The 20,843-nt window shown below is 68.4% G+C and carries 23 protein-coding genes; 7 read left to right on the top strand and 16 right to left on the bottom strand.

Translation table 11 applies throughout. The features are described 5' to 3' along the window. The first annotated feature begins 134 nt into the window (after positions 1-134). Positions 135-476, top strand: a complete 342-nt coding sequence (locus ACIRGA_RS00690) for a hypothetical protein (RefSeq protein ID WP_400935231.1) — start codon at positions 135-137, stop codon at positions 474-476. A 37-nt stretch (positions 477-513) separates the two neighbouring features. Here the strand turns inward: ACIRGA_RS00690 and ACIRGA_RS00695 are convergent, their stop codons facing one another. Both ACIRGA_RS00695 and ACIRGA_RS00700 read right to left on the bottom strand, forming a co-directional pair. Next, on the bottom strand, positions 514-1,377 hold the full coding sequence (locus ACIRGA_RS00695) for an alpha/beta fold hydrolase (RefSeq protein WP_400935233.1): 864 nt from the start codon (positions 1,375-1,377) through the stop codon (positions 514-516). Between the two features lie 28 nt (positions 1,378-1,405). Next, positions 1,406-2,230: a GAF and ANTAR domain-containing protein gene (locus tag ACIRGA_RS00700; protein WP_400935236.1), complete on the bottom strand. Its 825-nt coding sequence runs from the start codon at positions 2,228-2,230 to the stop codon at positions 1,406-1,408. Between the two features lie 337 nt (positions 2,231-2,567). On the opposite strand from ACIRGA_RS00700, the gene ACIRGA_RS00705 reads away from it, so the two are divergent. Beyond that, positions 2,568-4,001, top strand: a complete 1,434-nt coding sequence (locus tag ACIRGA_RS00705; RefSeq protein ID WP_400935239.1) for a SpoIIE family protein phosphatase — start codon at positions 2,568-2,570, stop codon at positions 3,999-4,001. Between the two features lie 6 nt (positions 4,002-4,007). Here ACIRGA_RS00705 and ACIRGA_RS00710 read toward each other — a convergent pair whose 3' ends face one another. The 6 genes from ACIRGA_RS00710 to ACIRGA_RS00735 all read right to left on the bottom strand — a co-directional run bounded on the left by ACIRGA_RS00710 (position 4,008) and on the right by ACIRGA_RS00735 (position 10,597). Next, a complete protein-coding gene (locus tag ACIRGA_RS00710; RefSeq protein WP_400935242.1) occupies positions 4,008-4,562 on the bottom strand; it encodes an isochorismatase family protein in 555 nt (184 codons plus the stop codon). Positions 4,563-4,629: 67 nt separating this feature from the next. Continuing rightward, the gene (locus ACIRGA_RS00715) at positions 4,630-5,457 is read right to left on the bottom strand and encodes an acetylxylan esterase (protein ID WP_400935244.1); all 828 of its coding nucleotides are present in this window, start codon (positions 5,455-5,457) and stop codon (positions 4,630-4,632) included. A gap of 138 nt (positions 5,458-5,595) precedes the next feature. Continuing rightward, entirely contained in the window at positions 5,596-6,147 is a 552-nt protein-coding gene (locus ACIRGA_RS00720) for a hypothetical protein (RefSeq protein WP_400935247.1), read from the bottom strand. Between the two features lie 270 nt (positions 6,148-6,417). Then, positions 6,418-7,599, bottom strand: coding sequence for a cysteine desulfurase-like protein (locus ACIRGA_RS00725; RefSeq protein WP_400935250.1), 1,182 nt, complete (start codon positions 7,597-7,599; stop codon positions 6,418-6,420). Positions 7,600-7,679: 80 nt separating this feature from the next. Beyond that, positions 7,680-9,665: a peptidase S8/S53 subtilisin kexin sedolisin gene (locus ACIRGA_RS00730; RefSeq protein WP_400935253.1), complete on the bottom strand. Its 1,986-nt coding sequence runs from the start codon at positions 9,663-9,665 to the stop codon at positions 7,680-7,682. A gap of 128 nt (positions 9,666-9,793) precedes the next feature. Next, positions 9,794-10,597, bottom strand: coding sequence for a sulfite exporter TauE/SafE family protein (locus ACIRGA_RS00735; RefSeq protein WP_400935256.1), 804 nt, complete (start codon positions 10,595-10,597; stop codon positions 9,794-9,796). 91 nt (positions 10,598-10,688) lie between these two features. On the opposite strand from ACIRGA_RS00735, the gene ACIRGA_RS00740 reads away from it, so the two are divergent. Both ACIRGA_RS00740 and ACIRGA_RS00745 read left to right on the top strand, forming a co-directional pair. Then, positions 10,689-11,462, top strand: a complete 774-nt coding sequence (locus ACIRGA_RS00740) for an AraC family transcriptional regulator (RefSeq protein WP_400935258.1) — start codon at positions 10,689-10,691, stop codon at positions 11,460-11,462. Positions 11,463-11,539: 77 nt separating this feature from the next. Then, on the top strand, positions 11,540-12,316 hold the full coding sequence (locus ACIRGA_RS00745; protein WP_400935261.1) for an acetoin reductase: 777 nt from the start codon (positions 11,540-11,542) through the stop codon (positions 12,314-12,316). 11 nt (positions 12,317-12,327) lie between these two features. Here the strand turns inward: ACIRGA_RS00745 and ACIRGA_RS00750 are convergent, their stop codons facing one another. Next, complete coding sequence (locus ACIRGA_RS00750) at positions 12,328-13,143, bottom strand: DUF1206 domain-containing protein (RefSeq protein ID WP_400935264.1); 816 nt, start codon at positions 13,141-13,143, stop codon at positions 12,328-12,330. Between the two features lie 117 nt (positions 13,144-13,260). After that, positions 13,261-13,551 carry a hypothetical protein gene (locus tag ACIRGA_RS00755; RefSeq protein ID WP_400935267.1) on the bottom strand — a complete coding sequence of 97 codons (291 nt, stop codon included), beginning with the start codon at positions 13,549-13,551 and terminating at the stop codon, positions 13,261-13,263. 111 nt (positions 13,552-13,662) lie between these two features. Between ACIRGA_RS00755 and ACIRGA_RS00760 the strand changes: the two genes are divergently transcribed. Further along, positions 13,663-14,247 carry a dihydrofolate reductase family protein gene (locus ACIRGA_RS00760; RefSeq protein WP_400935269.1) on the top strand — a complete coding sequence of 195 codons (585 nt, stop codon included), beginning with the start codon at positions 13,663-13,665 and terminating at the stop codon, positions 14,245-14,247. 33 nt (positions 14,248-14,280) lie between these two features. Here ACIRGA_RS00760 and ACIRGA_RS00765 read toward each other — a convergent pair whose 3' ends face one another. From ACIRGA_RS00765 to rlmN, 4 genes are all read right to left on the bottom strand, one after another. Further along, entirely contained in the window at positions 14,281-14,571 is a 291-nt protein-coding gene (locus tag ACIRGA_RS00765) for a hypothetical protein (RefSeq protein ID WP_400935271.1), read from the bottom strand. A gap of 158 nt (positions 14,572-14,729) precedes the next feature. Further along, positions 14,730-15,152, bottom strand: coding sequence for a type II toxin-antitoxin system VapC family toxin (locus ACIRGA_RS00770; RefSeq protein ID WP_400935274.1), 423 nt, complete (start codon positions 15,150-15,152; stop codon positions 14,730-14,732). Further along, positions 15,149-15,394, bottom strand: coding sequence for a FitA-like ribbon-helix-helix domain-containing protein (locus ACIRGA_RS00775; RefSeq protein WP_400935277.1), 246 nt, complete (start codon positions 15,392-15,394; stop codon positions 15,149-15,151). Before ACIRGA_RS00775 ends, ACIRGA_RS00770 begins: the two co-directional genes overlap by 4 nt. Before the next feature lie 228 nt (positions 15,395-15,622). Then, positions 15,623-16,729, bottom strand: a complete 1,107-nt coding sequence (gene rlmN / locus ACIRGA_RS00780) for a 23S rRNA (adenine(2503)-C(2))-methyltransferase RlmN (RefSeq protein WP_400935280.1) — start codon at positions 16,727-16,729, stop codon at positions 15,623-15,625. A gap of 165 nt (positions 16,730-16,894) precedes the next feature. Here rlmN and ACIRGA_RS00785 point away from each other — a divergent pair, with 165 nt between their 5' ends. Continuing rightward, on the top strand, positions 16,895-17,521 hold the full coding sequence (locus tag ACIRGA_RS00785) for a PadR family transcriptional regulator (RefSeq protein WP_400935283.1): 627 nt from the start codon (positions 16,895-16,897) through the stop codon (positions 17,519-17,521). Here the strand turns inward: ACIRGA_RS00785 and ACIRGA_RS00790 are convergent. Beyond that, positions 17,455-18,306 carry a class I SAM-dependent methyltransferase gene (locus ACIRGA_RS00790; RefSeq protein ID WP_400935285.1) on the bottom strand — a complete coding sequence of 284 codons (852 nt, stop codon included), beginning with the start codon at positions 18,304-18,306 and terminating at the stop codon, positions 17,455-17,457. The two genes, ACIRGA_RS00785 and ACIRGA_RS00790, sit on opposite strands and share 67 nt — an antisense overlap. Before the next feature lie 116 nt (positions 18,307-18,422). Between ACIRGA_RS00790 and ACIRGA_RS00795 the strand changes: the two genes are divergently transcribed. Beyond that, on the top strand, positions 18,423-19,268 hold the full coding sequence (locus ACIRGA_RS00795; RefSeq protein ID WP_400935288.1) for a VOC family protein: 846 nt from the start codon (positions 18,423-18,425) through the stop codon (positions 19,266-19,268). Positions 19,269-19,308: 40 nt separating this feature from the next. Here the strand turns inward: ACIRGA_RS00795 and ACIRGA_RS00800 are convergent, their stop codons facing one another. Next, positions 19,309-20,820: a carboxylesterase/lipase family protein gene (locus ACIRGA_RS00800; RefSeq protein WP_400935291.1), complete on the bottom strand. Its 1,512-nt coding sequence runs from the start codon at positions 20,818-20,820 to the stop codon at positions 19,309-19,311. Positions 20,821-20,843: the final 23 nt, after the last annotated feature.

Below are 20,843 nucleotides of genomic sequence, written 5' to 3' on the forward strand. Positions count from 1 at the left end.
AACTCAGAAGGAGGTCGCGGCGGTGGCACGGCTCACCGCATGCGTTCTCATTTCACCTGCCCGATGAATTCACGACAATTCTTCCGTGCGGCTAATCTTGCCTTTCCACTGGGAACGAGCCGCGGGAGAAAGCAATGAAGAAGAGAATCGCCGCTTTGGCCATGGCCGCTTTTTCGGCGGCCGGATTCCTGGCCGCCTCGCCGGCCGTCGCGGCGACCGCCGACAAGGGGCCCCCTTACGCTTGCGCCAGCGACCGTTACGGAGCCCTGTTCGGCGAGGGGATTTCTCTGACCTGCTTTGACCTGCCCGGCAATTCCGATATCTACCGGGTGGTCGCCCACTGCGCGTCGGGATCCTCTTATTGGTACGCCGTAGGAGATTGGGTCCCGGTCGGTTTCGGACCATCGAGCGCGGAATGTCACGGCGCACTGCTTTCGAGCGCCTACGTGGCCGGATATCACGTAGACGACTACTGATATCTGAATGAAACGATGTTGATCTTTCCGGCGCGCTTCAGCGTCCGCTCCCGGCTGGTCCCCACCGGGCCACTTCCGCGGTGAGCCACCGGTGCAGGGAAAAGGCCAGTTCGACCGGTGCGTCGTACTGGATCAGATGCCCGGCATCGGGAATGACGTCCAGGAGGGCACCGGGAATCGCGTCGGCGAGCCGTTCCGCGCGGTCCACCGGGATCCACGTGTCGTCCGCGCCCCAGATCACCTTCACCGGCAACGCGAGTTCCGGGTAGCGGTCCTGGATTTCGTCGGTGTACCGGACGTCGGCCTCGGCGATCTGCCGATAGAAGGCGCGTTGCCCCTCCTCGCCCAGCCAAGGCCCGGTCAGCGTGGCCAGTTGCGCGCCGGTGAGACCCCGATGGGAGGCCGTCCCGATGTAGGACTCGAGCGCACCCCGGTGCACCATCGGGGGCTGTGCTTGGAAGACCTCGGCGTTCTCGGCGACGAGCCGGAAGAAGTCCGAGCCCCATGGTCGCAGCGCGACGACGTCCACCAGCGCGAGCGAGGCGTATTGCGCGCCGTGCACCAGCTTCGCGCGCAGTGAAACGGCCCCGCCGTAGTCGTGGGCGATCACGTGCGGAGCCAGCAGCCCCCAATACGTGAGCAGGTCGGCGAAAAGCTCGCCCTGCGTGCCGAGATCGACGGCGTGGCCGGGATCCTTCGACGAACGGCCGTACCCGGGCATGTCCCAGACGTGGACGGCGAACTCCTCACTGAGCGCTCGCGCGAAAGGCGCCCACAGTTGCGCCGACCACGGTGTGCCGTGGCACAGCACCACCGGGGCGCCTTCGCCGAGGCGCTCCCACGCCACCGAACGGCCACGCCACTCGAACGTCCGCGACAACTCCAGCTCGCCGAAACCCATGATCGCGAGCGTAGTGGCGTCCGCCCGGTCAGTCGGGCAAGTGCAGTTCCGTATGCCGTTTGGACAGCATCTCCGCCAGTTCCCGGAGTTTGACGTTCATGTTCTGCGACGTATGCCGCAGCACCTCGAACGCCTCCGCGGCGTCGATCCCGCGCCGCGCCATCAGGATGCCCTTGGCCTGCCCGATCGCGTCCCGGCTGTCCAGCGCCTGCTGGAGCTGCTCCTCCTGGAGCTGACTGCGCGTGACCGCGTGCGTGGTCGCCAACGCCAGCGACGCGTGCGTCGCCAGGAGCAGCAGCACGTCGCGGTCCGCCCTGGCGATGCCGTGCGCGCGACGCGAATAGACGTTCAACGCGCCGGAAAGCTGCGAACTCGACGCTTCCGGCAGCAAGGCCGTCGAGACCAGCGAGTGGAACCCGAGCGCCGCCGCGGCGGGGCCGAAGCGCGGCCATCGAGCGTCTTCGGCGAGATTGTCGCTGAAGGCCGCCGCCGGTCCCGAAACCCGCGCCGCTTCGACGCAGGCACCCTCGCCGTACTGATACTGCAACTGGTCCAGTTCGCCGGCGATCTCGTCGGTCCGCACCGGCGTGTGGAACCCTCCGTCGGGATCGAGGAGGGTGACGCTGACCAGATCCGCGCCCGGCACCAGATCACGCGTCGCGAAGACCACTCGTTCGAGTACCGCCGCGATCGAACCGGAATCCAGCAACGCCCTGGTCAGGGACACGAACTGGGTGACCAGTGGCCCGGCCAGGAGCCGGGCGCCGTTTTCGGAGGTCACTGGCAGTTCGCCGTCGCCGACACCCTCGACGAATCGGTTCTTGTCCCGCTGCCAGTCGATTTCATCGGCCAAAGCCCGCCTCTCCCACTTCTGCACATCGGCGTGATGCACCACGGGAGTCACCGGCGGGAACCGGCGCCGAGCGCGCACCATCAACCGCCGCAACCAACCCGGTTACCGGCGGATCGGCGCTAACTTCTCAACGCTCAGAACCGCTTTCGAAAGCCGACCTTAGCCGAATGCGATCACCCCGCCTACCGCGACCCACGTTCCGCCCGTCCCGGATCTCGTCGTCCGGTCACGGCGGCACTGAACGGCTCCGCCACCTGGCGTAATCGACGCCCTCCGATCATGTTTCATCCGGGGCCCCGGTTGGTATCAAGGCCCTGTATCGCCGAGAGCTCCGGGGGTGGTCACTGTGTCCTCGTTCCAGGCCGAGGAACAGCGCCGGAGCATCGCGGCCTGCTTCGCACGCACCGGGCTCACGGTGGGACAGCTGTGGCTCAGGTACTTCGCGCTCGGCGGCGACGTCAGCGAAGCCGAACTGGAGGAGTTCCTGCAGGGACTGCTCCCCCTGCCCGGGATCCAGCGGGACATGGTGGCCCACGCGGTCAACGAGCGCCTCGACGAGATCTCCGACGTGCGACGGGCGCCGTACAGCCGCGACGCCGGTGAGGACATCCGACCTCGCGGTCCCTTGGCCGCGCTGGTGGGACTTCTCGACGGCGCCCACCGGGTCGCCCCGGAGCGGCTGCCCGAAGTCATCGCCACGGCCGGGCGCGCGCTGGGCCTCCGGATAGCCGTCTATCTCGCCGACTACGACCAGCGCCGGCTCATCCCGTTTCCCGAGCATGCGCCCGGCCGGGTACCGCTGGCGATCGAAACCGGCGTCGCCGGCCAGGCGTACCGGCGCGCGGGCACCATGCTGGCCGAGGACTCCGCCGGACCGCGGTTGTGGACCACGCTGCTGGACGGCGACGAGCGCATGGGCGTGCTCGAGGTCGAAGCCGACGTGGACACCGACCTCAGCGATCCCGCGCTGCGCACTCAGTGCCACTGGCTCGCGTCGCTGTCCGGCCACCTCATCGCGGCCGCGATGCGCTACGGCGACGGCCTCGACATGACGAGGCGACAGCGACGGCGCGGCCCCACCGCCGAGCTGCTCTGGCAGCACCTGCCTCCGTTGACGGCGGCGACGCGCGACGTCGTGGTGGCGGGCGGTATCGAGCCCGCCTACGACGTTCGCGGCGTCACTTTCGACTACGCCCTTTCCGAAACGACGGCGTGGCTGGCGATCTTCGACGCGGGCCGCGACACCGGGGCAGCGAGCCTGGCGGTGTCGGCGGCACTCGCGGCCTACCGGTCCGCCCGGCGAGAGGGCCAAGGCCTGCACGGCCAGGAGAGCGCTGTCGACAAAGCGCTTTCGTCGCGGTTCGGTGCCGGCGCGACAGTCCGTGGCACCCTGGCCGAAGTAGACCTCACCCACGGGAGCCTGCACCACCTCGAAGCAGGCGGGGAAGCACCGCTGGTGCTCGGCTCCGGACGCGAACCGGCCACTGTGGACAGTGCGCGGCGGTCGCCGTTCGGCGCCGGAACGCCCGGCCGCATCTCGACCGCCCGTCTCCGGCCCGGAGATCTCCTCGCCCTGCACACCGAAGGCCTCTCGGACGCGCGTTCCGCCGACGGCGCGCGATTCTCACTCGCCGGCTGCCTGGACGCCAACGCCGGGCAGGTACCGCCCGAAATCGCCCGTCGCGTGCTGCAGGCGGCGAAGTCTCACTGCCACAACACTTTCACCGGTGACGCCGGTCTACTGCTCGCCCACTGGCCGGGAATGCCGTGAAGTGGCTCAGCCGCTGAAAACGACCTCTTCGGTCTTGACCGTCCCTCCCTTCCGGCCCGGCGCGACCTGATAGCGCCAGTACAGATTCGTGTGCTCGATGACCAGGTCCGGTGCGATCCCTCCCCAGGCCGTCTTGTCCCCGGTCGTATGCGCGTCGCCGACGAGCGTCGCGTCGTACCCGCGGACGATGGCGCCGTGCAGCGTCGAGCGGATGCAGGCGTCGGTCTCCGCGCCGACGACCACTAGCCGCCCGACACCGCGCTCGGCCAGCACCTTCTCCAGATCGGTGTCCTCGAACGAGTCACCGTAGGACTTTTCGACGAGAGGCTCGGTGTCGTCACGATCCAGTTCGCCTACGATGCGCCACTCTTCGCTGCCTCGTACGAGTCCCTCGTCGGAATGCTGCACCCACACGACCGGCACGCCTTCCCGCCGCGCCCTGGCGACGAGACCGCCGATGTTCGCGACCACGGCGTCGCGCTCGTAGGCATCGTCGACGACGCCGTTCTGGACGTCGACGACGAGGAGCGCGGTGTTCGGGCGGTTGTCGAGAGTGGTCATGCCGGTTTCCCTCCAGGTCAGGCTGCTGTGGCAGACCTTAACCCCGGCCACCGACAAGATCGGGCGATCAGGCTCCCGGGACGGCCAGCGCCTTCGCGTTGCGCTGGACATCGGACCACGCCCCGTCCCGGCACAGTCCGCAGGAAGGGCCGAAGAATTCCGCGCGGGCCCGCTCGTCGCCGGAAAGCCAGAACCGGAACCACGCCGTGATCGCGCCGCGGAACCCGCCACCGTCGCCGACCGGCGTGAAGTGGGTCGCCCCGCCGAGTTCGCCGTAGATCGCGGGGATCTGGTTCGCGAGGCGGTACCGCGGGATGACCAGCAGCCCGGGGACGACGATGGTGTCGAACTGGCCGCCGAGGAAGAACGAAGGGCCCTTGAGCGCCGTGGCGGAGCCCTGCGGTCCCGGCTCGATCGGGATCGTGGTGCTGACGCGCGAGTCGGCACCGGCGGCGATCGCTCCGCCCCCGCCCTGGGAATGGCCGGTGGCGCCGATGTGCGCGGTGTCGATCTTCCCTTCGTAGCGGCTGCCGGGACGGGAGTTCTCGGCGATCAAGGTCGTGGCTCCGGCCAGCATCTCCTGGCCCGAACCCGCGTTCGGTGTGTCGGCCGCCGCGACGACGAAACCGTGGGAGGCCAGATGCCGCAGCAGGCCGTCATAGATCTTCGGGTTCGCGCCGGTCCCGTTGCCCCACAGGATCACCGGGTGCTTCTCCAGCTTCGAAGGCCGGTACACGGTGTGGGTGCTGTCGAGCGCTTCGACGGTCACCGCGTAGGGGCCTGGTGCGCTCCATCGGGTGTCGATGCCGGTCGCGGCCGTCGCGGCGGGCGCCAAACCGACCGTGGCGACCGCGACCATCCCGGCGATCAGTGTCCGTGCGCGAAGTGTCCCCATGGTGGTCACCGTCCCGTTCTGCCAGGGCCCCATCGCCCTCGGCGCTACTCCCAGGGTGTCGGCACGGTCACCGTACGTCCATGGGGCCGATCACAAGATCGCGCGGACGAGTCTTGTGATCGGCTCCAAACCGGCCGGTCAGCCGACGAGCTGCCACAGATAGCTCGGGCTCTTCACCGGTGCGACGGCGTTCTTCTTCCAGAGGTACTTCACCTTGCGGGGAGGGACGATCCGGTACTTCTGCACGGTGAACGAACGGCCTTCCTTGTACTGCTGCAGCCGCAACGTCTTCCCCGCGGGCACGGTCGCGGCATAGGACCAGGAATCGGCCTTCGAGTAGCTCGCGCCGACGCTCACCGCCAGCGAGACACTCGCCTTCGCGAAGATGACACCCGCCTCGGCGCTGGTCGTGCCGGTGATGGAGGCGTTGACCGAGGAGGTCGTCGTCTTGTTGTAGGTGATCGTGCCCGGCCCGCGCAGATAGTCGCTGCGCAGGTTCGTCTTCATCCAGGCCTTGGCACCGTTCGAAATCGTGTAGTCGGGCGGATCGTTGACCTCGGGGCAGGGCTGGATCGCGAGCGACTGGGCCCCCGCCCCGAGCGCCGCGGGCGCCACGCACAGCGCGCAACCGAGAAGGACAGAAGCGGCCACCGACCGGAAACGCATCGCGAACCTCCCGTTGTCGATCATGAGCGAACGGTAGTACGGCTCCTGGCGACGGCACGGAAATCCAACCTGTTCGAGTTACGGGCCTTAAGACGTCGAAAGTCAAACGTGTCGTGGTGAGACCGCGAGCAAGGAGGCCTTCGGCGCGAGGCACGGGCGCCGGCGACACTCACGACCTCCCTCCCAAGTACATGAAGGACCCCTTTATTGCGCTAGGCGCAATAAAGGGGTCCTTCATGTACTTCCAGGAACGGCGCGGCGGATGGTGGTGGACCCGACTGTCCACTGTGGTCTTCACCCGAACGTCGAAAGCCCGTCCAGCAACCTGTCGACGTCCTCCGTACTGGTGTACGGTGCCAGCCCGACCCGGAGCGCCGGATCGTCCAGTTTCAAGGCCGCGAAGACTTCGTAGGCGTAGAAGGATCCCGCCGGGGCGACGATCTTCCGTTCGGCGAGATGCCGTTGAGCCTCGCGCTCGCGGCCGCCGAGGCCCATCAGGACGGTCGGGGTCCGGTCCGCCGCCTTGCAGTGGACGGTGACGGCGGCGCCCAGGCCCTTTTCCAGCCTGGTGCGCAACGTGCTTTCGTGCTCGTGCAACGAGTTCATCGAGTTCGCGAGCCGTTCCCGTCGTGACCCGCCCGTTCCGGGGTCCAGCGCGGCGAGGAAGTCGACCGCCGCCGTGGCACCTGCGAGGATCTCGTAGGGCAGCGTGCCGAATTCGAACCGCTCGGGCACGGTGCCGGGCGACGGCATGAGCTTGTCCGGCTCGACGGTTTCGAGAACGGCGGGCGACGCGCCCAGCACTCCGCAGTGCGGGCCGAGGAACTTGTACGGCGAGCAGACGAAGAAGTCCGCTCCGAGCGCGGGCACGTCCACCAGGTCGTGGGCGGCGTAGTGCACTCCGTCCACGAACACCAGCGCCCCGGCGTCGTGGGCGAGATCGGCGATCCGGCGGATCGGCGGCTTGGTGCCGAGGACGTTCGAGGCCGCCGTGACCGCGACCAGCCTGGTCCGTTCGGTGAGGACGAGGGAATCGAGGTCGAGTTCCGTGGTTTCGGGGTCGATGTCGAGCCAGCGGACGGTCATCCCGGCTCGTTCGGCGGCCTGGCCCCACGGCCGGACGTTGGCGTCGTGATCGAGACGGCTGACGACGATCTCGTCGCCCTCCCGCCAGGTTTTGGCCAGGTGCCGGGAAAAGTCGTACGTCAGCTGGGTGGCGCTACGGCCGTGGACGACGCCTTCGGCGGGCACACCGAGGAAGTCGGCGTAGGCGGCGCGGAAGCCGGCGACGACCTTCTCCGCGTTCAGTTCGGAAGGGCTGACCGTGCCCCGGTTGGACAACGGGCCGGTCAGCGTCGCGGCGATGGCGTCGGCGACCGGCCGGGGAGTCTGGGTACCCGCGGGCCCGTCGAAGAAGGCGGTTCCGTCGGCGAGGGAAGGGAAATGGAGCCGGAGGGCGGCGACGTCGATGGCCATGTCCTCGACTCTGACATCCGGCGAGGCACACGTAAACGCTTCGTGGCCGGAACACTCTCCGGCCACGAAGCGTCTCGGACTCAGTACAGCGTCAACCGGTACGCGCCGGACTGCGCGGTGCCGGCGAACAGATACCGGCCGTCCGCGCCGACCGCCAGGGAGAGCACCCTGGGATCGGGCAGCGCGCCGGGCACGGGCGACCAGGTGCGGCCGAAGTCCGTACTGCGCAGCACGCCGCCGCCGGTCGAGTTGCTCGCGAACCACACCCGGAAGTCGAACGGATGCGGCAGGATCCGGCTGATCTCACGGGGGTCCTCGCCGTCGAGGACCCGGCGGAACGTCCGGCCGTCGTCCTCGCTCAGATGGATGCCCGCGCCGCCGATGAGCACGCGGCCGCCACCCCATCGGCTGACCGAGATCGAGCTGACCGGCTGGCTCGTGACGTGGGTCCAGGTCTTGCCACCGTCGTCCGACCGGGACAGGCCGTTGGAGTCGCCGCCCCAGACGCGGTTGGGGTTCCACGGATCACCGGCGAACGCGATGAAGCCGTTGTCGCTCGCGAGTTTTTCCCAGGTCTTCCCGGCGTCGTCACTGCGGTAGAGCACGTAGCCGCTGGGCGCGAAGGCCGAGACGAGCAGCCGGTCCGGGTCGGCCGGATGGGCGAAGATCGCCCTGGGCAGGCCTTCCTTCGCCTTCGCCGCGAACGCCCAGGTCCGCCCGCCGTCACCGCTGCGGAGCACGTCGAGGGAGAACCCGTTCCGGGTGACCTGCCAGACGACGTCCGGACGGCCCGGCGAGACGGACAGCCGCGCGTCCTCGTGCAGCCGGTCTGCCGGGTGCGACTGCCAGACCCGATCCGTCGCGGCCACCTTGCCGCGCGGGAGCGGGGTGTTGTAGATCTCCTGCACGCCTGCCGCGACGACGCTCTCGCGCAGGAGGTTCCCGGTGGTCACGAGGTCGCGGATGGATTCACCGGGGACACCGATCTGCTGGTAGCCCCGCTTGCCCTCGTCGGCGTACACACCCCGGTACAACGAGGAGATCAGCGTGGTGGCGGGTTTGCCCGGTCCGGCGGGGAGGTCGATCATGTCGCTGACGCCTTCGCCCGGCGCGGGCACCGGTTTGCGCGACCAGGTACGGCCGAAGTCCGTGCTGACGTCTATGTCGTTATACGTCGACACGTACAGACGCTCGCCGATGAAGCGCGGCTCGCGCAGGGTCTGCTCGCCGGGATCGCGGCGCAGCACCGTCCAGGTCTTGCCGCCGTCAGTGGAGCCGTGCAGTTCGGGGCCGACCGTGACCACGAACCGCTTGCCGTCCGAAGCGACCTGATTGACCTCGCCGTTGACCCGGTAGACCAGTTCCGCCTGCGGCTCCTTGCCGCTGACCCCGCGGACCACCCACAGCGCGTACTCCGGGTAGACCGTCGCGAAATAGGCGTCGTCGCCGACCATCGTGAGCTTGAGTGCGCCGGCGGGCGCGGCGATCCCCTCGCGCGGCCAGGTGCGCGGCACGTCGTTCCAGTGCTCGCCCCCGTCGGTGCTGACGCTCAGCGAATCGAGGTTCTGCACCACGACGACCCGGCCGGTGGGGTCCGTGGCCATGCCGAACGCGCCGTCGGGATACCACTCGCGCAAGGTCTCCCAGGTCTGGCCGCGGTCGGTGGTCCGCACCAGCACGCCGCGCCACTCGCCCATGAAGCCCACCGGTTTGTTGCCCACCGCGAGCATCCGGTCCGGGTTCGCCGGATCGACGAAGAATCCCTGGATGGAGGTGTCTTGCGGCAGTCCCCGGCGCACGCTCCACGAAGCGCCGCGATCGCCGGAGAGCCACAGAGCGGGCGGACTGGGCTGCATCATCGCCAGCCCGGCGGGCGAAACGGCGAGCAGCCCGCCGACGCTGTTCGGGCCGACCGGTTCCCAGCCACCGCGCGGCAACCCTGTCGCGTTGACGTCCGCGGGCGGTGACTGGGGTTCGGCGATGGCCACCGACGTCGCCCCGGTGGTGCCGAGAACCGTCAGCAGCCCGAGAACGAACATGCGTTTGGTGATCGATCTCAGTTTCATGCGGGAGATCTTGGCGCAAGATCCGGAAAAGAGATAGAGGATTCGTCGGATCTTTGCCTGGCGATAACCCCTTGCCACGCCGTGGATGCCCTGTCAAGGACTTGACAGTGTGGCGACTCATCCGATCACTAGCGGACGACGATCGCGATCAGTGCGGCGGCGAGCAGACCGAGGTACGCGATCGCGTGCGCGCGGTCCGGGATCCGGCCGACCACCCGGCGCGTCACGGCGATGGTCGGCAGTGACCCGCACAGCAGCGCGCCTGCGGCCACCAGGTCGACGTAGCCGAGGTGAGCGGCGCCCGAAGGCGTGCCTGTCGCCGCGAAGGCGTAGACGGCGGTGCCGATCACCGCGACGGGCAGGCTCAGCGGGTTCGCCAGCGCGGCCGCGTCGGCCATCGGCAGTCCCTTGCGCCGCATGAGCGGCACGGTGAGGACGCTGCCCCCGACCCCGAGGAAGCTCGCCACGGCACCGATCCCGGTCCCGCCCGCGGTGGTGGTAAACCCGCCGAGCGCACGCGGCGCGCCGTCGTCCCGCCTGCTCACGAAACCCTTCCGGACCACGCTGTCGGCGATGGTCAGCGCGAGGTAGGCGACGAAGAGCCAGCGCAGGACGCTCTCGTCGGCCATGGTGGCGGCGAAGGACCCGAGCACGGCACCCAAGCCGATGAAGGCGATGAGCGGCCACAGATAGTCGCGGCGGAGCCGCCCTGTCCGCAGCTGGGCGAGGGTCGCGCTCCCGGCGTTCACCACCATCACCGCGGTCGACGTGGCCACCGCGACGTGCATCGCGCCCAGCGCTTGATCCGGATCGGCGAGCGTGAAGGCGTAGACGACGGGAACGGTGACGAATCCGCCGCCGAATCCGAAAAGGACGGTGGTGACGCCGCTCAGGCAACCGAACCCGAGGAGCACCGAGATCTCGATCAGCACTCCTTCGACGGTAGGCCTCGCCGGCGCGGCGGGCATTCGAAAGAGCGCCAGTTTCTTTCGCGGATCGGACACCCGGCGTAGCCTGGGTGAGGTGCGTGACATCCCCATCGACGAGGTCGACCACCTCGACCGCGCGGTGGTGGCGATCCGCACCGATTACCCACCGGGGCACCGGATTCCCCCGCATCGGCACCGGCGGGCGCAGTTCCTCTACAGCGCGACGGGATCGATGCGGGTCGAAACGGCCGACGGCACGTGGACCATCCCGACCCGGCGCGCGGTGCTCGTGCCGCCGGAGACCGTCCATCAGGTCTTCACGACGACCGTGAGCACCCGGAGCCTGTACATCGAGCCGAAGGCGGTGCCGTGGTTCCCGCGCCGCTGCCAGGTCGTCGAAGTGTCCGCGTTGCTCCGGGAACTGGTGAACGAGGCCGTCGGCGTACCGGAGCTGTACACCCCTCGCGGCAGGGACGCCGCGGTCATCGGCCTGGCCCTGCACGAGATCCGCCGGTCCGCCCCGGTCCGGCTCGACCTCCCGCTGCCGAAGCACGAACGGTTGCGCGCCCTGTGCGAGTCCTTTTTGGACGCTCCGGACATCCACGATCCGGCGAGCGGCTGGGCGAAGCGGCTCCACGTGAGCGAGCGGACGCTGAACCGGCTCTTCACCGCGGAGACCGGGCTGGGTTTCGCCCGCTGGCGGCAGCGGGCCTGCGTCCTGCATTCCCTGTCATTGCTGTCGGACGGCCTGCCCATCGCCGGGATCGCCGCCTCGCTCGGCTACGAGAGCCCCGCCGCGTTCTCGACGATGTTCACCCGGCTCCTCGGCACCTCGCCGAGGGATTACCGCGCCGCTGTCTCAAAGTGAGACACGGCACCCCTCCCACCGCTGTGCCGCCACGCCTACCTTCCGTTCAAGCCCAAGCGAACAAGGGAGTTCATCGCATGAGCAAGAACGTACTCGTCACCGGTGCGGCACGAGGAATCGGCAAAGGCATCGCGCTCCGGCTCGCCGCCGACGGGCACGACGTCGCGGTCAACGACGTCGCCGCCAACGAGGCGGAACTCGAGGCGGTCGCCAAGGAGATCCGCGAAACGGGACGGCGCTCGGCGGCGATCACGGCGGACGTCTCGGACCCGGCGTCTGTCACCGCCATGGTCGGCGAAACCGCCGCCGCTTTGGGTTCTCTCGACGTCATGGTCGCGAACGCGGGGATCGCGCAGGTCCTCCCGTTGCTCGAAGTGACCCCCGAGGACTGGGACCGGATGATGGCCGTCAACGCGCGTGGCATGTTCCTCTGCTACCAGGCCGCGGCCAAGCGGATGATCGAACAGGGGAACGGCGGGAAGATCATCGGCGCGGCGTCCATCGTCGCCCACCGCCCGTTCGCGTTGCTGGGCCACTATTCCGCGTCCAAATGGGCGGTGCGCGGGCTGACCCAGGCCGCCGCGATGGAATGGGCACGGCACGGCATCACCGTCAACGCGTACTGCCCGGGCATCGTCGGCACCGCCATGTGGGACCTCATCGACGAGAAACTGGCGGAATCGGAAGGACTCAGGAAGGGCCAGGCGATCGAGAAGTATTCGAACCTGATCCATCTCGGGCGGGTCTCCGTGCCCGAGGACGTGGCGTCCTACGTGTCGTACCTCGCCTCCCCGGATTCCGATTACATGACCGGCCAGTCGGTGATGATCGACGGCGGAATCCAGTTCGCCTGACGGCTCGGCCTTCACCCACGCTGCGCCCGTGCCGCCCCGACGCAGTACACCCCGAAGGCCGCGACGCCGAGGGCCACCACGATGAGCAGCGCCGTGCCGAACGGCTGAGCGGCCAAGGTCCGCAGGGCGGCGTCGAGCCCGCCCGAGTGGGACGCGTCATGCGTCAGCGCCGCGAACCCGACCAGTACCGCGACCACGCCGAACACGACACCCCTTGCCACGTAACCGATCCTGCCCAGCCGATCCACCCATCGCCGGGTCCCAGACGGGAGCTTCGCGAGGTCGAGATCCTGCTCGAAGGTCCGGCGTATCCCCTTCACCGCCGAACCCACCGCGATGCCGAACACGATGACGGCCACCACGGTCACCAGGAACGGGCCGGCGGGCAACCCGAGCAGCCGCGCGGTGAACTCCTGCTGCTTCTGGTCGCCGCTGCCCTGTTCCCCCGCCCCCAAGGCGACCTTGGCCGCGTACACGCCCAGCGAGATCCCCACCAGGCAGCGCACTCCGGACGTCACCCGCTTGACGGTGCGAGTGCGCTGCTTGTCGATCCAGGTGTAGCCGACCGCGGCCAGCAGCCCCTGCCACAGGCCATAAGCCACCAGTCCCGCCGCCAGCACCCACAACAGCACCCCGCCCAGCGGGGTCGAACCGACCTCGGTGATCGCGCCCCGTCCGTCGGCCTCTTGGCCGCCACCATCGACGGCGACGCGCACCGCCAGGTACCCGATGAGCAGGTACACCAGGCCGTAGCACCCCATGCCGATCCGCCCGAGCGTCTGGACGGTCTTGGTGCGGCGCACCTGTCTCGCCTTGGTCGCGGACATCCTGTCCACCTCCCGATGAGTCTCCATCGAGTGTCGCGGCCGACGGCGAAGACCGCCGCGTGACTGGTCCGTCCGGCCCAGCGCGAGGCGGGAACTCTCGTGGTGTGCCGTGCTCGGCTAAGCGGACAGCCAGTCGTCGTTGTTGCGATGCCTGCCCAGCCCGACGGCGTCGAACTCGTCGAAGTGGTCGCCCTTGAGCACGCCCAGCCGACGAAGCGCCTCGGCTTCGACGTACGCCACGGCTCCCTGCTCGGAGGACTCGGCGAGCAGCCCGTTGTCGAACCCCGCCTCGGTCACCGGCATCAGCCACAGATTCTGTCCGAGCGGCACGAGCCGCGTGCCTCCGGCCGAATCGGGCAATCGGCTCCGCGCGGACTCGGTGACGATGACGGCTTGCAGGCAATACACGCCCGTATCCTGCCACTTCGCCGTCCTCCGAAAGAATCTTCCGGGGCGATGTCTATCGGCGCGGGCTCCGTTCGTAGCCAGGGTGAGAGACGAACTCACCGAAGGAGCATCATGACCGCGACCTACACGTTCGACGTCTTTTCCAGCCTCGACGGCTACGGCGCCCACACCGGCGATTGGGGCGGCTACTGGGGCAAGCAGGGCCCCGAATTCCTCGAAAACCGCCTTGCCCAGTACTCCGAGAAGCAGAGGATGGTCTTCGGCGCCACCACGTTCCGGACGAACATGGAGATGCTCAACGCGGAGATCCTGGATTTCGAGGCACTGGATCCGTGGGTCGCCCGGCTGAAGCACCTGCCGGCGACGGTGGTGTCGGCCACGCTGCGGGAGCCGCTCGACTGGCCGGACGCGACCGTCGTGAGCGGGGACGCCGTCGACGTCGTCGCCCGGCTCAAGGAGGAGTCCGACGTGCCGCTGCGCTCGCACGGCAGCCTGGCTATGAACCGAGCACTGATGGCCGCGGGGCTCGTGGACCGTGTCCAGGTGACGGTCTTTCCGGTGATCACCGGGCAGACCGGGGCCGGCTCGATCTTCCAGGGCGCGGCCGACTTCGACCTCGAACTGCTCGAGAGCCGGACGTTCGACGGGCACATCCAGGAGCTCGTCTACCGGCCTGTCCCGCACAAATCGATCTGACAATCCACAAAGGACGGTCGCGTCGAACCTGCCCTACGCGGTGACCGACGCGGCCGTCCCGAGCCAGGGCGCCAGCAGGGCTTCGAGGTCGGCGTCCGAAAGCGCGTACGGCCCGCCGTGGAATTCGTGCCAGCGCGAAGCGTCCCGCGCCGCCGTGTACTCCACCTCGAACGCCCGCATCAGGACGTACATGAAGGTCACCGAGCTGAACCGCTCACCGAGCAACGTCCTGGCCTCGCGCGCGACACCTGTCGCGCCATGGCCGAGCACGTCCGCGAGCTTCAGCTCCTCCGCAGCCGGATCCAGCAGGCTGGGGGCATACATCACGACAAAATCTCCATCACTGAAAGGAAAACTCAGTTCTCGGCGGCGAGCTGACCGCACGCCGCCGCGATCTCCTGACCACGCGTGTCACGTTACTCCGCCCGCGTTGACCAGCATCAACCTGCCCTGACCACACCTATGTCTTCTCAACCACCGGCTTACGAATCACCCCACGGATCGAGCAACGCGACCCCGGTATCGACAAAATCCTTGGTGTTGCGTGTCGCGAGACACGCCGCGAAGCGGCGACAGACAGCGGCGATCTGAGCATCGGCCATGCTGATCGGAAGGCCTTGCTCCTCTCGTCCTGCCGCGATCTCGCCGTAGTACCCGGCGGCCACGCTGTCAAAAGGCAAGATTTGATCTTGGAGGTCCTCGGTCAGCAACTCCGAGACCTTCGTCGCGAGTGCGGCTTTTCGTCGGCCGTCAGGCAGGCGAGCGACCCCGTATGCGAGTTCGGCAGCCGTTACGGAGGTGATGAAGACCTCGTCGGCGGGATACCTGTCGACCCAACGGACCACGGCGTCTTCCGGAACTTGCCTCATCAACTCGGACACAACGTTGGTGTCGAGAACGATCACTCGAAGAGCTCCGCAGCTCGCGCTTGCTCCGCGCTTCGAGGGAACTCGAACGACTGCTCGTCCACACCGTCAAAACGCTGCCTGATCCTCGACCCCATCCCAGGCCCCGACGCCGGCTTGGTAAGCGCGGAAGCCAGGATCTCACGTACCTCCGCCTCCATCGAACGGCCATGTTCAGCAGCGCGGACCCGCAGCTTCGCCTTCAGCCCCTCGTCGAAATCGCGGATAGTCAGGCTTGCCATCCAACACCTCCCATGCTGTCATTGCATGCAATGCTAGCACGCGAGCTGGAGTTCTGGTTCACGAGAAGTAGACGCACCCGCCGGGCAGCGAAACTTCTGCCGCCACGATCAACCGAATCGCCCAAGGGCGTCGAGCACCTCATCAAGGCCAAACCCGTAGTCACCGAGAAAGTCCGCGTACTTCTTTACGCGGAGTAACGTCGGTATCTCGCAGTCGCTAAGCAACTGTCAGTTCTCGGCGGCGAGCTGACCGCACGCCGCCGCGATCTCCTGACCACGCGTGTCACGTACCGTGCACGCCACGCCGCCCGCGTTCACCAGCCGGACGAACTCCCGCTCCACCGGCTTCGGCGAGGCGTCCCACTTGCTGCCCGGCGTCGGGTTCAGCGGGATCACGTTCACGTGCACCAACTGGCCCAGGTGCTGACGAAGCCGCTTCGCCAGCAGCTCGGCACGCCAAGGCTGGTCGTTGACGTCCCGGATCAGCGCGTACTCGATCGACACGCGGCGACCGGAAGTGTCCGCGTAGTACCGGGCCGCGGACAGGACCTCGTCCACCGACCAGCGCTCGTTCACCGGCACCAGCGTGTCCCGCAGTTCGTCGTCCGGCGTGTGCAGCGAAACCGCCAGGCGTACCTGCATCTTCTCGTCCGCCAGCTTCCGGATCGCCGGCGCGAGACCCACCGTCGACACGGTCACCGAACGCTGACCGATACCGAGCCCCTCCGGCGAGGGATCGGTGATCCGCCGGACCGCCGCCACCACCCGCTTGTAGTTCGCGAGCGGCTCGCCCATGCCCATGAAGACGATGTTCGACAGACGGCCGGCGCCGCCGGGCATCTGTCCGTCGCGCATCACGGCGGCGGCCGAGCGGACCTGGTCGACGATCTCCGCGGTCGAGAGGTTCCGGTCGAGGCCGCCCTGCCCGGTCGCACAGAACGGGCACGCCATGCCGCAGCCTGCCTGGCTCGAGATGCACAGGGTCGCGCGGTCCGGGTAGCGCATCAGCACGCTCTCCAGCAACGTCCCGTCGTGCGCGCGCCACAAGGTCTTGCGGGTGGTGCCGTCGTCGCAGGCGAGCGCCTTGATCTCGGTGAGCAGCGTCGGCATCAGGTCGCCGACGAGCTTCTCCCGCGACGCCGCCGGGATGTCGGTCATCTCCTCCGGATCCACCGTCAGCCGCGAGAAGTAGTGGTTCGAAAGCTGTTTCGCGCGGAACGGCTTCTCGCCCAGCTCGGCGACGGCGGCGGCCCGCTCGGCGGCGGTGAGGTCGGCGAGGTGGCGCGGCGGGAGGCCGCGCTTGGGCGCGTCGAAGACGAGAGGGAGGGCAGTCATAGCCCAACCAGTGTCCCATGTCCACCTCCGACGCACCCGGGCCGGCCCGGTTCACCGCTTCCACACAAGCCTCTGAGACCCAACTCACAGCGAAAGGGTTGTCGAGACGACTGGTTCCGATATATCGTGAACGGGTCGGAACATTACGAAGAGAGGATTCACATCATGCGACGACGACCTTTCCCTCCAGAACACGGCCGACCCGCCTTCGGGCCTTGGGCTCGCGGCGGCGGCTTCGGCGACTTCCCCCCGGGGCCGGGCGGACCGGGCCACCGGCACCGGCACGGCCGTCGCGGCGGCCCCGGCGGACGGCGCGGCAAACGCGGCGACGTCCGCGCCGCGATCCTGGCGCTGCTTTCCGAGCAGCCGAGGCACGGGTACGAGATCATCCGCGAGATCGGTGAACGCAGCGGCGGCTTCTGGAAGCCGAGCCCCGGCTCGGTCTACCCGACCCTGCAGATGCTGGCCGACGAAGGCCTGGTGATCAGCAAGGACGAGAGCGGCAAGAAGCTGTTCGAGCTCACCGAATCCGGCCGTGCCGCGGCCGAGCAGCAGGACGCCGTCCCGCCGTGGGAGCAGATCGCCCACGACGTCGACCCGGTCGAGGTGAACCTGCGCAAGGCGGGCGCGACGCTGGCCGCGGCGGTCGCGCAGGTCATGCACGCCGGCAGCGAGAGCCAGCAGGCCCGGACCGTCGACGTGCTCAACGAAGCACGCCGGACGATCTACGGCATCCTCGGCGAAGCCGAGGACACCACCCCGGACGAGGCATCCGCCGAGGACACGGAGTGATCAGGCACGATGAGGCCGGTGGGCTTGGCGCGCGTATGCACGCGATAGCCCACCGGCAGCGTCAGCTGCTCATCCCCGGCACCTGACGAAACCTCGTTGAGGCGCCGGACCTCCGCGATCGCCTTCGCCGCGACCGGAGCGCTGAACTCGATCTTCAGCACCGCTTCCATCGCGGCGGCGTCTTCGAACAGCCACCGCGTCATCACCTTGCGACAGTCGAATCCCTGACGGGCGAAGAACTTCTCGACCCCGGGCGGGTCGTAATGCGGCAGATCCAGCCGCATCCAGCGGCCGTAGGGCTCGCTCGTCACGTCGAGATCCACGATCATCATCAGCCCACCCGGACGCAGCACCCGCTCCGCTTCACGAAGACCGGGCTCGCACCCGGGGCCGAAGAAGTACGCGGTGCGCGCGTGGACGACGTCGAAAGCCGCGTCCGGCAAGGGAAGCCGCTGCGCACGCCCTTGCCGTACCTCGACGTTCGCCAGCTGCTCCACCCGGTTCCGGGCGTCACGGACGAGCGGCTCGTGGGGTTCGACGCCGACCACCGACCGTGCCGTCGCGGCGAACCGCGGCAGGTGGAAACCGTCACCACAGCCGATGTCGAGGACGTCCGCCCCGGCCCAATCAAGGGCTCCGGCGAGCACTCGCCAGATCTCGTCGTCGACGTCCTGCGCGCGGTTCTCGACCTCGTAGGCCTTTTGGTAATACCAGATGTTCGGGCTCGGCAGTACCTCGTCGCCGCCGCGGCGGAACGAGGAGACGGCTCGGGGAAACCAGCGCACGGAAGCTCCAACGAAGGGACACCGAGCCGGGTTCCGGGGTATCCGGGTCGAAATCTTTGACGGAAACAATGCGGTCAGCGACTAGACTTTACTCCCCACCGGCAAGGGAGAACCGCATGTCGCTTGGCTCGGCCGCCCACACTTCCGTCATACCTTCCGGAATCCCGTGCTGGATCGAGCTCGCGTGCAGAGACGAAGCGGCCGCACAAGCCTTCTACGGCGGACTTTTCGACTGGGAGTTCGCCGTTCAGCGTGATCCGGCGACGCCGACCGGCCGGTATTCGATCGCGACGCTGAACGGCGTCCCGACCGGTGGTCTGTACCGCGCGGGCGCGGATGGACCGTCCGGCTGGAGCGTCCACATCTCGGTGTCCCAGGCGGCCACCGCCGCCGAATGGGTGGACAGTCTCGGTGGCCGGGTCACGCTCGGACCGATGGCGATCCCCCATCGCGGCACCATCGTGCACGCCATCGACGCGTGCGGCGCGCACGTCGTCTTCTGGGAGCCGCCTGCCACCTGGGAGTTCGCGACAGGGGTGCCGAACACCTTCAGCGGCGCGGATCTCAACACCCACGACGGCGCGGCGGCGGATCACTTCTACTGCCGCCTCTTCAACTACACCAGCCACCAGATCGGCGACGGCGCGTCGCTCGACTACGCCGAATGGCTCATCGAGCACGAACCGGTGCTGTACCGGTACGTGATGGGCTCGGAATACCGGGCGGACACTCCCCCGCACTGGATGGTCTACCTCGCCCTCGACCCGGCTCGCGGCGCGGACGCCACCGCCGGGCAGGCCTTGATGCTCGGCGGCGCCGTCGTGGTCCAGCCCTACGACACCCCGTACGGCCGGGTCGCGATCCTCGCCGACCCGGACGGTTCGGTGTTCGCCGTGATCGACCATTCCCGGGCCGTCGAGGGCTGGGGCACCGCCGAAGTCGACGATCCTTACGACGACTGAGCCGAAGAGCCGGGACGACACCGTCGCCCCGGCTCTTTCGTCAGAGACCCGCCCAGAAACCGCAGTCGTGCACGGCAGTGAGGTCGACCGGACCGATCACGCCGGGCGCCAGCGACTGCGTCCGCGGCGAGAGACGCCACTTCGGCAGTTCCTCGCCGTTCGGATCACCGGTGCGCGCGAACGTGGTCCAATACCGGATCATTTGCGCCGCGAGCTCTCGCTGCGCAGGCGTCAATTCAGCCGGAAACCCGGTTAAATCAGACAGATAAGCCAATTCTGCGCCATGAGAGGCGCCGAGGCGCATTCCCGGAGGAGCGGGAACAAGCGGCGGAGCGTTCCGATCGGCGAACTCGTATCCGAAGGTCCGCGTGCGCTGACGCAGCAACCGCTCGGTCCCCGCCTGCGGGCAACCCCAGATCCGATCGGTCATCGCGTCCGCGAACGCCATCGCCGGGCCGCCGTGCTTCGCCGACGAGTACCGCGCCGCGACGAGCGGCGCCTTCTCCCCGAACGCGGTCCGCAGCAGTTCCCGGTAATGCTCCTCGGTGAACGGATGCCCGGGGAACAAGGAGACGAAGAGCCTCGCCTCGTCCCTGGTGACCCCGGTCAGCACCGGCACCCGGGCGAAGTGGCCTGCCTTCAGCGCCTCGGCCGGATGCTCCGGCAACAGCCCGGTGCCGAAAGCGGGCGTCGAAAACGGCTGGGTCAGGAGATCCTTGACCGGAAGCCGCCGAAGACAGGCGACATCGGCGCAGCCGAGCTTCGTCGTCGCGTCGGCACCCCTCGCTTCGACCTGCGCGCGGGGCAGGTACGGCGAACCCGCGGGTACGCCGGGGGCGAACCCGCCGTCGGGCCAGGTCAGGGTGCACGGACCGCTCTGGATGATCGCGCGCTGGAACAGCCCCGCCGCCGACGGCGAAGTCAGCTGAGCACAGCCGCTCATCGCACCGGCGGATTCGCCGAACAGCGTGACATTCCAGGGATCTCCGCCGAACGCGCGCGCGTTGCGCTGCACCCAGCGAAGCGCGGCCTGCTGGTCTTGAAGGCCGAAGACGCCCGAGTCGCGTCCGAGCTCCGGATGCCCGAAGAAGCCGAACACACCCAGCCGGTAGTTCACGGTCACCACGACGACGTCTCCGCCGAGGGCCATGCGTTTGAAGTCGTAGTCGCTGCCCGCTCCGGAGGTGAAGCTGCCGCCATGCACCCACACCATCACCGGACGCGGCTTGCGCGCCGGCCCGGCCGGGCTGATCACGTTGAGATACAGGCAATCCTCGGTGTCGCTCGGCGCGGAACCGAGCCCTGCACTCTGCGCGCATCGAGGCCCTGGTCTGCTCGCGTCCCGCACGGCGGACCACGCCTCGGGGCTCTGGGGCGGCGCCCAGCGCAGGTCGCCGACCGGCGGCGCGGCGTACGGAATGCCTTGGAAACTCCGGTATCCGTCGACGCTCACGCCACGAACGGGGCCGGAATCCGTGCGGACGACCGGGCTTTCGCCCGCCTCCGCCACGGTCGTCGTCAGGGCGCCGAGCGTCACAACGCTCAATGCCATGGCCAGAATTCGCTTACTCATCC

Source organism: Amycolatopsis sp. NPDC102389, from assembly GCF_044765885.1.
Classification (GTDB): domain Bacteria; phylum Actinomycetota; class Actinomycetes; order Mycobacteriales; family Pseudonocardiaceae; genus Amycolatopsis.